13 protein-coding genes are annotated in these 13,904 nt (G+C 37.9%); all 13 read left to right on the top strand.

The features are described from left to right. The first annotated feature begins 31 nt into the window (after window positions 1-31). A complete protein-coding gene (locus EAG18_RS19600; RefSeq protein ID WP_125254048.1) occupies window positions 32-1,249 on the top strand; it encodes a glycosyltransferase in 1,218 nt (405 codons plus the stop codon). 10 nt (window positions 1,250-1,259) lie between these two features. After that, the gene (locus EAG18_RS19595) at window positions 1,260-2,423 is read left to right on the top strand and encodes an O-antigen ligase family protein (RefSeq protein WP_125254047.1); all 1,164 of its coding nucleotides are present in this window, start codon (window positions 1,260-1,262) and stop codon (window positions 2,421-2,423) included. Continuing rightward, complete coding sequence (locus EAG18_RS19590) at window positions 2,413-3,579, top strand: hypothetical protein (protein WP_125254046.1); 1,167 nt, start codon at window positions 2,413-2,415, stop codon at window positions 3,577-3,579. Before EAG18_RS19595 ends, EAG18_RS19590 begins: the two co-directional genes overlap by 11 nt. Next, window positions 3,564-4,541 carry a glycosyltransferase gene (locus EAG18_RS19585; RefSeq protein ID WP_125254045.1) on the top strand — a complete coding sequence of 326 codons (978 nt, stop codon included), beginning with the start codon at window positions 3,564-3,566 and terminating at the stop codon, window positions 4,539-4,541. Before EAG18_RS19590 ends, EAG18_RS19585 begins: the two co-directional genes overlap by 16 nt. A gap of 11 nt (window positions 4,542-4,552) precedes the next feature. After that, entirely contained in the window at window positions 4,553-5,668 is a 1,116-nt protein-coding gene (gene gmd, locus EAG18_RS19580; protein ID WP_125254044.1) for a GDP-mannose 4,6-dehydratase, read from the top strand. Window positions 5,669-5,736: 68 nt separating this feature from the next. Next, window positions 5,737-6,702: a GDP-L-fucose synthase gene (locus EAG18_RS19575; protein WP_185745633.1), complete on the top strand. Its 966-nt coding sequence runs from the start codon at window positions 5,737-5,739 to the stop codon at window positions 6,700-6,702. A 13-nt stretch (window positions 6,703-6,715) separates the two neighbouring features. After that, window positions 6,716-7,189, top strand: a complete 474-nt coding sequence (locus tag EAG18_RS19570) for a GDP-mannose mannosyl hydrolase (RefSeq protein ID WP_125254042.1) — start codon at window positions 6,716-6,718, stop codon at window positions 7,187-7,189. A 5-nt stretch (window positions 7,190-7,194) separates the two neighbouring features. Next, entirely contained in the window at window positions 7,195-8,622 is a 1,428-nt protein-coding gene (locus EAG18_RS19565) for a mannose-1-phosphate guanylyltransferase/mannose-6-phosphate isomerase (protein ID WP_125254041.1), read from the top strand. A gap of 122 nt (window positions 8,623-8,744) precedes the next feature. After that, window positions 8,745-10,160, top strand: coding sequence for a phosphomannomutase (locus tag EAG18_RS19560; RefSeq protein ID WP_125254040.1), 1,416 nt, complete (start codon window positions 8,745-8,747; stop codon window positions 10,158-10,160). Window positions 10,161-10,165: 5 nt separating this feature from the next. Further along, window positions 10,166-10,927, top strand: a complete 762-nt coding sequence (locus EAG18_RS19555; RefSeq protein ID WP_125254039.1) for a glycosyltransferase family 2 protein — start codon at window positions 10,166-10,168, stop codon at window positions 10,925-10,927. After that, window positions 10,920-11,846: an SDR family oxidoreductase gene (locus EAG18_RS19550; RefSeq protein ID WP_125254038.1), complete on the top strand. Its 927-nt coding sequence runs from the start codon at window positions 10,920-10,922 to the stop codon at window positions 11,844-11,846. The genes EAG18_RS19555 and EAG18_RS19550 overlap by 8 nt, the downstream gene beginning before the upstream one ends. A 15-nt stretch (window positions 11,847-11,861) precedes the next feature. Next, entirely contained in the window at window positions 11,862-12,416 is a 555-nt protein-coding gene (locus tag EAG18_RS19545) for a sugar transferase (RefSeq protein ID WP_125254037.1), read from the top strand. A gap of 137 nt (window positions 12,417-12,553) precedes the next feature. Then, on the top strand, window positions 12,554-13,904 hold a 1,351-nt coding region (locus EAG18_RS19540; protein ID WP_148098528.1), incomplete at its 3' end, for a polysaccharide biosynthesis protein.

The following is a 13,904-nucleotide window of genomic DNA, read 5'->3' as shown; positions in this document are numbered from 1 at the left end:
TAATTTTGAAAGCTAGTAGGCCTAATTTTTTATGACTATTGTTTTTTTCTACCCTAGTAAAAATATTGGTGGCGTACAGACTTTGTTTTTACGACTAGGTGAAGCTCTAAAAGATAGCTTTGACATCGTGTATGTAGATGTAGAAAACGGTTTTTACTCTAATTCAGGTGTGCAAAGCTTCGCGCGAATTGTAAAATGTGAAGGACAATTTGACAGTAGCGAGTATAGTGATCCCGTTATTGTCACTCCTCCAAGTGAAATAATAAAAGCAAAAAACTACTTTTCAGGTAACGAAAAGGTTTTTTTCTGGCACGTCCACCCTTACAATACAATCAGCACTTTTCCTGGTTTTAATTTCTTTAACAAGTTAAGTAAAAGAACGATTAAACTACTGGTTAAAACATTGTTGCTTTCTCAACACAGAAGTTTAAAAAAGACGTTCGGGAAAGCGCTCGACGCGAATGCTTTAATGTTTATGGATGGAACAAATAAAGACTCATTTCATTATTTTTTTGACAAGTGCGATAGCGCTGGATTATTACCAATACCAGTGGAATGTTCAGCAACTTTTGAAAAAAGCCAGCGCCCAAATAGACCTGAGAAGGAAATATTAGTTTGGGTGGGTAGGGTAGAGCATTGTAAATCTCCAATTTTGGATTATATTCTATACAAGTTTTTAGTTAGTTCATTAGATAAGAACCATGAATTTCATATTGTTGGTGATGGACAAGACCTAGAACGTTTTAAAAGCATGTATAGCCATAATACCTCAATAAAGTTCATTGGCAGCTTGCAACCTGCTGAGTTACAACAGCTCCTTGAGTCTGATATAAAACTTTCATTCTGTATGGGGACGTCAGCGTTGGAGTGTGCTAAAGCAGGAATTCCTTCAGTGCTTGTCGATGCGTTTTATACAGCTGTTCCAGACAACTACAAATTTAAATGGTTGTATGAAAGTAAAGACTTTAGCCTAGGAGAGGTTCTTTCCAGTAAGCCTGTCGATAGTGAGTGTGGCAGAGAGTTACATGCTTTGCTTGAGGAAGTAGAAAATAATGATAACTTTGTCGCGAAGCAGTGTTTTGATTATGTCGCGCAGAATCACAACATTGAAGTTGTTAAGAAACGTTTGGTAAATGGTCTGCGAAATTCAAACCTATATATTGAAGATATAGGCTGTATTGAAAGTACCATGATCTATCGGCTTTATGGTTGCCTTAGAGATAGGGCACAAATATTGACAAAGAAATAATGGGGCAGAAATGAGATTAAATTTACTTGCTCTTAATGTCTCGTTACTTTTAATTGGACAATTTTTTATATCGACATTTTTGGCAATATTAGGCAACCCAGTTCCTATTAGCTTTTTTACTTACCTACTATGTAGTGCTTTAATTTTTGTCGGTCTGGTAAGTGGTCATAAAGCTATATTAAACAGAAACTTTTCTTTATCTAAAGAAATGTTGTTTTTTGTTATAATTTTAGCCTCCTTCCTTTTGCAAAGTATGGGAACTTACCCTCAAGATAAATTGGTGCTAGTATGCTACTTGGTATTTACACCTTTAGTTTTGATTCATATCTCTGTTACTCTGAGTCCTCCAGAAGCAATTAATGATCTGAAAAGATATTTGAAATTCTTCTCCTATTTTTCCGTTTGGTGGGCTTTTTCACTCTATGTTTTGGGTTTTCACGAAAACTATGGTGGTGAATCCAGAATAACCTTTTACGGAATTGACAACCCTATTTGGACTTCTAGGTATATCGCAGTTTTTGTGATTGTCCTTTTCTTCACCACAACAAGTAAATTTAAGTTACTATTTTGGGTGACCACATTGGTTGCCGTGTATCTAATGATTCAAACTGGAACTCGAAGTTCTTTTCTTGCTGTGGCCGTGGCGCTTTTACTGAGTTTTGGTAAAAGGGTAATCAGTGCTAAAACTTTTTTTATATTGATTATATTAATCGCTTTTTCCTATTTTTTAATGGTTTACGTGGGAGGGCGTTTATCAATAGGCGGTGCAGAATATTCGATTATAGCAAGAACAACTGCATATAACGAAGCGCTAATGTATATAGCCAATCAGCCGTGGACTGGTTATGGTTTTGGGAATTATTCTATCGTCACAACTGGAGTTGATGAAAGAAATTATCCTCATAACCTGCTTGTTGAAATCGTTTTCGAGCTAGGACTATTTGCAGGGGTATTATGTGTGCTTTACATATTTGTAATGCTACGAAAAAAAATGTCTGGGCTTGAATATTTGTATGCGATTTTTGTATTTCATCTAGTTAATTCTTTTTTTAGTGGTGATTTTCAAGGGAATAACCTTCTGTTTATTTCTGGTTATATATTATCTGGTGTTTATTGTTCATTAAAGCGTGGGGAAAATAGAGTTGATTTTGTATCTAACTATAATGGAAAATAGCGAGGGGAATGCTATACATGAGAATCAGATTATGCCCATATCTGATATTGATGATGTAAGCTTTCTTTTTCTAACACCTGCCATTCTCTTGAACAAAAAAGGTGTTAAGTTTTCTTTTTCTAGAAGACAAGGAAAAAAAGTAAAAGATGTGAAGGTGCCATTTCCTTCTTATTTCTTTTACATGACACCTTTTTTGCTACCTTTGTTTTTAATTTACAGTGTGCCTATTGTCGCTTTTCATATGGCTAAAAAAGATACTAAAGTCGTGCATTGTAGAAATTACTTGTCTACATTAGTTGCTGTTTTTTGTAAATTATTTATCGGAGATCTAAAGATTATCTCTGATCCCAGAGGGATTTACCCTGATGAAGGTGCGATCATTAAAAGGTGGAAGTTTGGTGGTTTTAGCTATTCGATCTGGAAGAGAATAGAAACTTGGATGTTTCAGAAAGTCGATAAGGTATTTTCTTTAAGCGAGGGGATGTCAAAATATGTCGAGTCATCAATAGATAATTCAGATTTCATCCCTGCAATGGTAGATGAAAGCAGATTCAAATTCTCTCAAGCAGATAGAATTGAAGTCAGGTCAAATCTGAATATAAAGGATGACGAAGTCGTTTATGTGTACTGTGGTTCAATCGGGTTATGGCACAATGTTAAGCTTTTAGCAGATGCGATTACTGCTCATCATAAAATGCATAATGGTAGCTATAAAGTGTTGATTTTAGGTGGTGCTGATTCGACGAAAACGCAGTTAATGGACTTTGGTATTGAGAATATCTTACAATTGACAGTCAAACCTGAAAAAGTGTCAAAGTATCTGTCATGTGCAGATATAGGTGTGTTACCAGGACAGGTTCAATCGGATATATATACCAATACTATGCAAACGATGATCTCATCAAAAGCTGAAGAGTATTTGGTAAATGGGCTTCCCATCCTTTGTAATACTCAGATTACAGAAGTAATGAAGATCTTGAAGCAAAAGGAACTAGATATTGCGTTTTGTAGCAAAAACATGCTTATTGAAACGGGCTCAACGTTCAAATCAAATTTGGAAAAAAGGAGCCAAGACTCGGAGTTTTATTCATCAATGTTTTCCAAGAGCGTCATTTTAGAGAAGTATAATAGGAGTTACGAATGCCTCTGTCGTTAAGTGTTTTAGTTGTGAATTATAATGGGGATAAGTTTATTAAAGAAACTATATCATCATTCTTTGAGGCAATTAAAAACAGAAAGTTTGAAGTCGAAATGCTTGTTTTGGACAACAATTCGACAGATAACTCCACGTCAGTTCTTAGTGAAATAGAAAGGGAAGCAAAATGGCCTGTGAAATTCTATTATGGTGATGACAATATAGGGTTTGCAAAAGGGTGTAACTTTCTTGCCAAAGAAGCCAGTAATGATGTGGTTTTTTTGTTAAATAATGATACGAAAACATTATGCTTAGATAAGTTTTGTCATTTACTTGAGAATGAAAAATTAGATGATAATGCTATAGGGACTGTAAAGATTTTGAACAATGATTTAACTATTCAAAATAATATCTTTTCTTTTCCGAGCAAATTAAAGTTAGTTTTAGAGTTATTCCTGTTAAAGCATAAGCTAGTCTCATTAATCGGTAGAAAAAATACAAATATTACCGCTGATACTGATTTTCAAAATCAGTACTTTAGCGGTTGTGTTTTATTTTTACCTCGAAAGCTATATTTGGACTTTAATGGTTTTGACCAAAGATTTTACTTTTACCATGAGGAATGTGATCTATTCATGCGCCTTGATGCATCTGGAGAAGGTGTAAAGAAGGTTTATTTAGAGGATAAAATTGTTCACTTCGGTGGCGGGGGAGGGGAAATAAGCGATTTCGCTTTCGTCGCATATTATGAAAACTTGTTTAGGCTTTTCTTTTACAACACTGGGATAAGCTATCTTTGCTTGAGTAAGTTGTTCAAAATTGCTTTTAAATTTAGGAATTTTTTATCGAAAATGGGAATAGGCTATCGTTACTCACCGTTTTCAACAACTTATAAAGGGCTTTCCAATAGAAGCTCGCAAGATGTTCTGAAGCTCAATGAACGTATATTAGATAAAATTCAAGATAAAGAAAATTTTAGATAGAGATTACATAGATGAAAAGAGCACTAATTACAGGTGTAACGGGTCAGGATGGCTCTTACTTAGCAGAGTTTCTACTTGAAAAAGGCTACGAGGTTCACGGTATTAAACGTCGCGCTTCAAGTTTTAACACAGAGCGTGTAGATCATATCTATCAAGACAGACATGAAGAAAATCCTAATTTTTTCCTTCATTATGGCGACCTAACAGATACTTCAAACTTAACTCGTATTCTTAAAGAAGTACAACCTGATGAGGTCTACAACTTAGGCGCGCAAAGTCATGTAGCGGTATCATTTGAAGCACCAGAATATACAGCTGATGTAGATGCGATTGGTACTCTACGTCTATTAGAAGCAATCCGTTTTCTTGGGTTAGAGAAAAAGACTAAATTCTATCAAGCTTCAACGTCTGAGCTGTATGGTGAGGTACAAGAGATCCCTCAGAAGGAAACTACGCCTTTCCACCCACGTTCACCATACGCTGTGGCGAAAATGTATGCGTACTGGATTGCGGTAAACTACCGTGAGTCTTATGGCATGTATGCATGTAACGGCATTTTGTTCAACCACGAGTCGCCTCGTCGTGGTGAAACGTTTGTAACGCGTAAAATTACACGCGGTCTAGCGAATATCTCACAAGGTTTAGAGAAGTGTTTATATTTAGGTAATATGGATGCATTACGTGACTGGGGTCATGCAAAAGATTATGTTCGCATGCAGTGGATGATGCTCCAGCAAGATACACCAGAAGATTTTGTAATCGCGACAGGTAAGCAAATCTCAGTAAGAGAGTTTGTGTCTTTATCAGCAAAAGAGCTGGGTGTTAGGCTTGAGTTCAGTGGTGAAGGCGTTGATGAAATAGCGACAGTAGTTGCGATTGAAGGCGAAAACGCAAAAGCATTATCAGTAGGTGATGTGATTATACGTGTAGATCCGCGTTATTTTCGTCCAGCAGAAGTCGAAACATTGTTAGGTGACCCAACCAAAGCGAAAGAGAAGTTAGGCTGGGAGCCAGAGATTACTGTAGAAGAAATGTGTGCAGAAATGGTTCAACACGATTTAGCTAAAGCGAAGCAGCATGCACTATTGAAATCTCATGGCTATGATGTGAGTGTTTCAGTAGAGTAATCTCAGAGCAGTAAGTCAGAAATAAAATGATAACCCAGCTTATGCTGGGTTTTATAATGGATAAAGAAATGAGTTCTAAAACAGTTTTTGTCGCAGGTCATAATGGTATGGTTGGCAGTGCGATTGTTAGGAAGTTAAAGCAATCTGATGATATTAAGGTTATTACAAAAAGCAGAGCGGAGTTAAACCTGTTAGACCAGCAGGCGGTTCGTACATTTTTTGACGAGCATCAAATAGACCAAGTATATCTTGCTGCGGCAAAAGTGGGCGGAATTGTTGCTAACAATACTTACCCGGCAGAATTCATTTATGAGAATTTAACGATTCAAAATAATATCGTCCATAGCGCGCACTTATCTGGTGTTAATGATTTACTGTTTTTAGGGTCAAGTTGTATCTACCCTAAATTTGCAGAGCAACCGATGACAGAAACTGCGCTGTTAACTGGGGTGTTAGAGCCTACCAATGAGCCTTATGCGATAGCTAAAATTGCAGGTATCAAACTGTGCGAATCTTACAATCGGCAATATGGCCGTAATTACCGCTCTGTCATGCCAACTAATTTGTATGGTGAAAATGATAACTTCCATCCAGAAAACTCACATGTTATTCCAGCACTTATACGTCGTTTTCATGAAGCTAAATTAGCGGGTGATGATAAAGTGGTTGCATGGGGCACAGGCAAGCCGATGCGAGAGTTTTTGCATGTAGACGACATGGCAGCTGCCTCAATCCATGTAATGAACTTAGATTCAGAAACATACAGTGCAAATACACAGGAGATGTTGAGTCATATAAATGTAGGCACAGGCGTAGATTGTTCAATTAGAGAGCTTGTTGAGACAGTAGCGAAAGTAGTTGGTTTTGAAGGTGCTATAGAATTTGATGTGACTAAGCCTGACGGCACGCCGCGTAAATTGATGGACGTATCTCGCCTTAAGTCACTTGGGTGGGAATATAGCATTTCCTTAGAGGCAGGTTTAAAAGATACATATGAATGGTTTTTAGCAAACCAAGATTATTTTAGAAAATAATAGAGAACATAGGATGTTTCTAGATAAAAATACGTTTTCGACAGTAATAGAAAGCTCGCCACTTGTTTCAATCGACTTGGTTATATTAGATGAAAATAACCAAGCGCTTTTGGGGGAGCGGCTAAATAAACCAGCACAAGGGCATTGGTTTGTGCCTGGCGGACGGATTTTAAAAAATGAATCGCTTGCAGAGGCATTTGAAAGGCTAACTGAAGAAGAGCTTGGTGAGGCATTTTCACTATCAGAAGCGAGTCTTTTAGGGCCTTATGACCATTTTTATGATGACAATGTTTTTGGTGACGGTTTTAGCACACATTATGTCGCCATTGCTTATATCCTGAGGTTGAGCAAACCGCTATATGACCTACCGCATGATATTCAACATGGTAAATATCAATGGTTCGATATAGACAGCTTATTAGAAGATAAAAAAGTCCATAAGCATACAAAATTGTACTTTGAAGCATTACAAAAAGCACTGGGATAAAGAATATGATACTTCCAATCATCATGGCAGGCGGTTCAGGCACACGTTTATGGCCATTATCACGCGGAAACTACCCAAAACAATTTTTAAAGTTGCATGGTGAATACACCATGCTGCAAGAGACTATTTTAAGATTGAATGGTCTTGAACATGCACCAGCAATGTTAATTTGTAATGAAGAGCACCGCTTTATTGCCGCAGAGCAAGTTCGCCAAATAGGCGTAGCGCACAGTGGTATCTTTTTAGAGCCAGTGGGTCGTAACACCGCACCAGCTATTGCGTTAGCAGCTTTTAAAGCAGTTGAAAACAATCAAGAAGCATTATTGCTCGTTTTAGCAGCTGACCACGTCATTGAAAACCAAGCTGCTTTCCAAGAAAGTGTAAATAAAGCAACGTTGTTGGCAGAGCAAGGTAAATTAGTGACCTTTGGTATTGTCGGCAATACGCCAGAGACGGGCTATGGCTATATCAAGCGTGGTGCTGAAGTTGAAAACGGCTTTGTTGTTGATAGTTTTGTCGAAAAGCCGAATCTAGAGACGGCTCAAGAATATATTGCCAGTGGTTACTATTACTGGAATAGCGGCATGTTCTTATTTAAAGCTAGTCGTTATCTTGAAGAGCTAAAAGCATTTCGCCCAGATATTTATGAAGCATGTGAAAAAGCAGTACAAATACAAAATAATGACATGGACTTTGTACGAGTAGATAAAGAAGCATTTGAAGCATGCCCAGATGAATCTGTTGATTATGCAGTAATGGAACACACACAAGACGCAGTTGTGGTTCCTATGAATGCCGGCTGGAGCGATGTAGGCGGATTTTCAGCTTTGTGGGAAGTATCGACTCAAGATGAAAATGGTAATGCTTTCATCGGCGACGTTAAATCTGTAGATACAAAAAACACTTTAGTATTTGGTGAAGACAAGCTAGTCACAACAGTGGGTGTTGAAGACTTAGTCATCGTCAATACCAAAGATGTTGTATTAGTTGCGCACAAAGATGAATCTCAAAAGGTAAAACAAATCGTTAGCCAGTTAAAAGCTGACGCGCGATCTGAAGTGAAATTCCACCGTGAAGTATATCGCCCTTGGGGTAAATACGACTCAGTAGATAACGGTGAGCGCTTCCAAGTAAAACGTATCACGGTAAAGCCAGGTGCAAAGTTATCTGTGCAAATGCACCACCACAGAGCAGAGCATTGGATTGTGGTTTCTGGTACTGCAAAAGTACAAATCGATGACACTGAGCAGTTCGTGACTGAAAATGAGTCAGTATACATTCCTATTACCGCAGTTCATGCGCTAGAAAACCCAGGTAAAGTAGATTTAGAACTTATTGAAGTGCAGTCAGGTTCCTATTTAGGTGAAGATGATATTGTACGTTTTGAAGACCGCTATGGTCGAGTAGATAAGATAATTCATAAAGAGGTTTAAAGGCGCAAGCTGCACTTATTTAGGTAAGTCATTATGGATTGTGTGTATTTACAGTTAGTCACCTTAGGCTTGCAACCCGCAGTTGTTATTTCTACCTTGTACGACTTTTTAAAAGGCTTTATATGGAAAATAAATTAATTTGTGCCGAAGTTATCGCAGAAAGTGGTATTGCTTTTGGTACTAGTGGCGCACGTGGGCTTGTTGAAGACTTCACTCTAGATGTGAGTGCAGCCTTCGCTATGGCCTTTATTACAGCTATAGAAAATGCATTTACCTTTGATACAGTGGCAATTGCGATAGATAACCGCCCTAGTAGTTATGCTATAGCTCAGGCGTGTGCAACTGTATTAAAACAACGTGATTTACGGGTTGTATATTATGGCGTTATTCCAACGCCAGCTCTTGCTTATAAAGCCATACAAGATGGTATACCTTGTATTATGGTAACAGGCAGTCACATTCCATTTGATCGAAATGGGCTTAAGTTTTATCGCCCAGATGGTGAAATTACAAAAGCAGATGAGCAAGCTATTTTAGCTAGTAATGCTTCATTCAAAGCTCTGCCGCAATATTTATCAGAATTACACGAAAATTCAGATGCAAAGTCTTCATATAGCCTGCGCTATCTATCACTATTTAATGCAGATGCTCTAAAAGGTAAAAAAATAGGTATTTATGAGCACTCAAGCGCAGGGCGAGATATTTATAAAGCCTTATTTGAACAGCTTGGTGCTGATGTTTTCGGTTTAGGACGGAGTGATGAGTTTGTTCCTATTGACACAGAGGCAGTATCAGATGAAGACAGACAACGAGCATTAAATTGGTCAAAAGAGTACAGTCTTGATGCTATCTTCTCAACAGATGGTGATGGAGATCGTCCACTAATTGCTGATGAACACGGCAATTGGCTAAGAGGTGATATCTTAGGTTTATTGTGCAGCCAGTTACTCAACATTGAAGCGCTTGCAATACCTGTAAATTGTAACACAGCAATCGAACTGTCTAAAAACTTTAAACAAGTTAAGCGCACAAAGATTGGCTCACCTTATGTTATTGCTGAGTTCGAACAGTTAGGCGAACAATACTCTTCGATTGCGGGTTTTGAAGCGAATGGCGGTTATATTTTGGGGTCTTCTGTAGAGGTTAACGGTAAGAAACTATCAGCTCTTTCTACACGAGACGCTGTTCTACCAGCTATTTTATTATTAGCTGAAGAAGAATCTATATCAAAACAGGTAACTAAGTTACCAAACCGCTTTACGGCAAGTGATAGATTACAAAATTTTTCTAAAGAAAAAAGCCTTGATTTGATTGCTGAGTTAGAAGAAGACGCGAGTTCTTTTTTAGCTAAATTAGGTTACGAGTTAGAATATACAGTTGATATAACCGATGGCTTACGCATAACAATTGAAAATGGGGATATTGTACATTTAAGGCCTTCGGGTAATGCACCTGAATTACGTTGTTACGCTGAATCGAGCTCTGAAGAGGCTGCTAAAAACTTAGTAGTTGCTACTTTTAGTATCATTAATGGTTAGAAAAAATGAAAGTTTCAATAATTACAGTTTGTTATAACAGCGCAGAAACTATTGAAGATACGATAAAATCAGTGTTGTCTCAGAATTATCAAGATATAGAATATATAGTGATAGATGGTGGTTCAAGTGATGAAACGTTAGATATAATTGATAAATATCAAGATCGAATAGCTACTATTGTTAGTGAGCCTGATAAAGGTATCTATGATGCCATGAATAAAGGAATTAAAAAATCTACTGGTGATGTTGTGGGTATTTTAAACTCTGATGATTTTTATGAATCAGAAGACGTAATTTCTAAAATAGTATGTTGTTTTGATTCAGAAATCGATGTTGTACATGGAGATCTTATATTTGTTAAGTCAGACAATTTAGAAAAAGTAACTCGTTTTTATTCATTGCCGAATTTTAAACCGTGGAAGTTGAGATTTGGTTGGATGCCACCTCACCCCGCAACATTTATCAAGAAGTCTGTTTACGATAAATATGGCTTATATAAAGTTAATTATAGAATATCAGCAGACTATGAAGCTTTTGTTAGATTTTTATTCGTAAACAAAGTTAGTTATAAGCACATAAGTAAAATTTTAGTGCGAATGCGTGATGGAGGAGTAAGTACTTCCGGCCTAAAAAGTTCAATGACTTTGAATAAAGAAATTGTGAGAGCATGTTGCGAAAATGGGGTTTACACTAATTTATTTTTCTTAACTTTAAAGTTACCTTTTAAGTTGTTGGAGCTTCTAAAGAGACCCAAAGCCGATGACTAATGTATTAATTACTGGTGCTACAGGTTTTATTGGCAAAAATTTAACGAAAATAATTAGTGATAGCTATTCTTTAAGGTTACTGAGCCGCTCAGGTATGCAGGGGGAGAATCACTATAACGCAGATATAGTTGAGGATACTGATTACTTAAATTTATTAAATAGCGTTGAAGTTGTTGTACATTGTGCTGCTAGAGTTCATATTATGGATGATTTTGCAAAGGATCCGCTGAATGAGTTTAGAGCAGTTAATACGGAAGGCACATTTAATTTAGCAAAACAATCAGCTCAAGTTGGCGTGAAGCGTTTCATTTTTATTAGTTCAATAAAAGTGAATGGTGAAAGTACAACTTCTACAAGACCTTTCACTGCTCATGAAATGCCGGCTCCTGAAGACCCTTACGGTATTTCGAAAGCTGAAGCAGAAGAAAAATTACTAGAGTTGGGTAAGCAAACTGGTATGGAGGTTGTAATCATTAGGCCACCACTCGTTTATGGTGAAGGCGTTAAGGCTAACTTTGCATCACTAATGAGGCTTGTTGGTAAAGGTCTTCCATTGCCTTTTAGAGCAATTAAAAATAACAAGCGCAGTTTAGTATCTGTTTATAACTTAGTGGATTTAATCAAAGTGTGTATTGAGCACCCAAAAGCCGCAAATCAAATTTTCTTAGTGAGTGATGATAAAGATATATCAACTGCTGAATTGGTGTCACTCATGGCGAGAGTACAAAATAAGCCAAATCTTTCATTTCCTGTGCCTTTATGGTGCTTTAATCTAGTTGGCAGACTGTTTGGGAAGCAAGAAGTTGTTGATAGATTGACCGGATCATTGCAAATAGATATCACTCACACTAAGAGCACTTTAAATTGGAAGCCTCCTTACTCTATCGAACACGGTTTCAAACTTTCAGCTAAAAATTAAGATATGGAATATTTAATGATACGTTTACTCGACTTTTTACTTGCCCTGTTTGGCCTTTTATTTGCATTTCCTTTCTTGGTTATTTTATACGTTATTGGCCTCTTTGATACTGGCTCCCCAATTTTTACTCAAGAGCGTGTTGGTAGAAATCAAAGGCCATTTACGTTAGTCAAGTTTAGAACGATGAAAATAGATACAGCTTCTGTGGCAAGCCACCTTGCGAGTTCTTCTTCGATTACACCATTTGGGCATTTTCTTCGCAAAACTAAACTAGACGAGCTTCCACAGCTTTGGAATGTACTAAAAGGTGAAATGAGCTTGGTAGGTCCGCGCCCAGGTCTTTATAATCAAGAAGAGCTCACATATGCAAGAGAAGCTAAGGGCATCTATTCAGTCCGCCCTGGCATTACTGGCCTTGCACAGGTAAGTGAGATCGATATGTCTACTCCTGAATTACTGGCAACAACAGACAGGAAAATGATTGATACTTTGACAGTGGTTAATTACTTTAAATATATAGTAATGACGGTAACTGGCAGTGGTTCAGGAGACAGAGTTGGTAAACATTAAGAAAATACTCTATCTGTAAATTAAAGCTGCTTCATATTTCCTCCAAACATGTTTGCTACTTTTTGTGTATACTGCAGTATGTACTATGCTGTAATTCGTATGCGGTTTTAGTTCGGATTAGAAAAAAAGGGAACACAATGGATAGTTGGTTTCGCGCCTTATTAGGTGCTTCTCGTAGCCAAAAGCGACTGCTCACCCTCGTATTAGATTCTTTATTTATTATTACGGCATTTTGGTTGGCGCTTATTGTTAGGTTAGATAGCTTGGCTCCACTTGCTAACTACAAAAATTGGCTCGTACTTGGTATGTTACTGCCAGTCAGCTTAGTTATTTTTGTGAAACTGGGGTTGTACCGTGCTGTACTTCGTTATGTTGGGGCAAATGCGGTGGGTGCTGTGGTACTTGGCACACTCATTAGTACCGTGGTGCTTGTTCTTTCATCATTTTTTACTCATACCGCCCTTCCTCGTACCATGCCATTTATTTACGCGTGGTTAATGATCTTATCTGTCGGTGGTTCACGTATTTTGGTACGCGCGCTCATCTGGAGGTTAACTTCCTTTACTAAAACTCCAGTAGTTATTTATGGAGCAGGGGATGCTGGTAGGCAGTTAGCTACAGCGCTAGCAACTGGGCCAGACTATTATGTAACCGCGTATCTGGATGATGATAAGAGTAAGCATAATGCGATTATTCAAGGGATCCCAGTGGTCGCTTTTGATGAAATCTATAACTTAATTGATAAAAAACGTGTGGATAAAGTATTGCTCGCTTTGCCAAGCGTACCTCGCTCTCGTCGAAAGGAAATTTTAACTAAGCTTGAAAAATTGCCACTGGAAGTGATGACGGTGCCAGGCATGGCGGATGTTATTGATGGTAAAGCGCAGTTAAGTGAAATTAAAGAAGTTGAAATTGAAGACTTACTCGGGCGCGACCCTGTGGCACCAAAAACAGAGTTAATGGCTGCCAATATCAAAAATAAAGTCATTATGGTAACAGGAGCTGGTGGCTCTATCGGCTCTGAGCTATGTAGGCAGATTATCTTAAACGAGCCAAAAAAGTTAGTGCTATTTGAGGTATCAGAGTTTAGCTTATATAACATTGAAAAAGAGTTAGCCCAATTAGCGTTAGATAAAAGAGTTGCTGTTGAAATTGTCCCTGTGATTGGCTCTGTACAACGTATTAACCGCATTGAAACCTGCATGAAGGCGTTTGGTGTTCAAACCGTATACCATGCAGCCGCTTATAAACACGTACCATTGGTAGAGCAAAATGTAGTAGAGGGGGTGCGTAATAACGTTTTTGGCACTTACCACACGGCAAAGGCTGCAATAAATGCAGGGGTCGAGACTTTTGTGTTAATTTCTACAGATAAAGCTGTACGCCCGACTAACGTAATGGGGGCTACAAAAAGGATGGCAGAGCTTGTGTTGCAAGCTCTTGCCGAGAGCAAAGTAACTGCTAAACATACACGATTCTGCATGGTAC

Source organism: Pseudoalteromonas sp. J010 (genome assembly GCF_003934235.1).
Taxonomy (GTDB): domain Bacteria; phylum Pseudomonadota; class Gammaproteobacteria; order Enterobacterales; family Alteromonadaceae; genus Pseudoalteromonas; species Pseudoalteromonas peptidolytica.
Note: the sequence above shows the minus strand (reverse complement) of the source record. Positions and strands in the feature narration are given on the sequence as shown.

Excerpts from the sequence above, each read along its gene's own strand:
- EAG18_RS19545 (WP_125254037.1), top strand. The coding sequence starts at position 11,862 with ATGATACGTTTACTCGACTTTTTACTTGCCCTGTTTGGCCTTTTATTT.
- EAG18_RS19555 (WP_125254039.1), top strand. The coding sequence starts at position 10,166 with ATGAAAGTTTCAATAATTACAGTTTGTTATAACAGCGCAGAAACTATT.
- EAG18_RS19600 (WP_125254048.1), top strand. The coding sequence starts at position 32 with ATGACTATTGTTTTTTTCTACCCTAGTAAAAATATTGGTGGCGTACAG.
- gmd (WP_125254044.1), top strand. The coding sequence starts at position 4,553 with ATGAAAAGAGCACTAATTACAGGTGTAACGGGTCAGGATGGCTCTTAC.
- EAG18_RS19550 (WP_125254038.1), top strand. The coding sequence starts at position 10,920 with ATGACTAATGTATTAATTACTGGTGCTACAGGTTTTATTGGCAAAAAT.
- EAG18_RS19570 (WP_125254042.1), top strand. The coding sequence starts at position 6,716 with ATGTTTCTAGATAAAAATACGTTTTCGACAGTAATAGAAAGCTCGCCA.
- EAG18_RS19595 (WP_125254047.1), top strand. The coding sequence starts at position 1,260 with ATGAGATTAAATTTACTTGCTCTTAATGTCTCGTTACTTTTAATTGGA.
- EAG18_RS19560 (WP_125254040.1), top strand. The coding sequence starts at position 8,745 with ATGGAAAATAAATTAATTTGTGCCGAAGTTATCGCAGAAAGTGGTATT.
- EAG18_RS19590 (WP_125254046.1), top strand. The coding sequence starts at position 2,413 with ATGGAAAATAGCGAGGGGAATGCTATACATGAGAATCAGATTATGCCC.
- EAG18_RS19585 (WP_125254045.1), top strand. The coding sequence starts at position 3,564 with ATGCCTCTGTCGTTAAGTGTTTTAGTTGTGAATTATAATGGGGATAAG.
- EAG18_RS19565 (WP_125254041.1), top strand. The coding sequence starts at position 7,195 with ATGATACTTCCAATCATCATGGCAGGCGGTTCAGGCACACGTTTATGG.
- EAG18_RS19575 (WP_185745633.1), top strand. The coding sequence starts at position 5,737 with ATGAGTTCTAAAACAGTTTTTGTCGCAGGTCATAATGGTATGGTTGGC.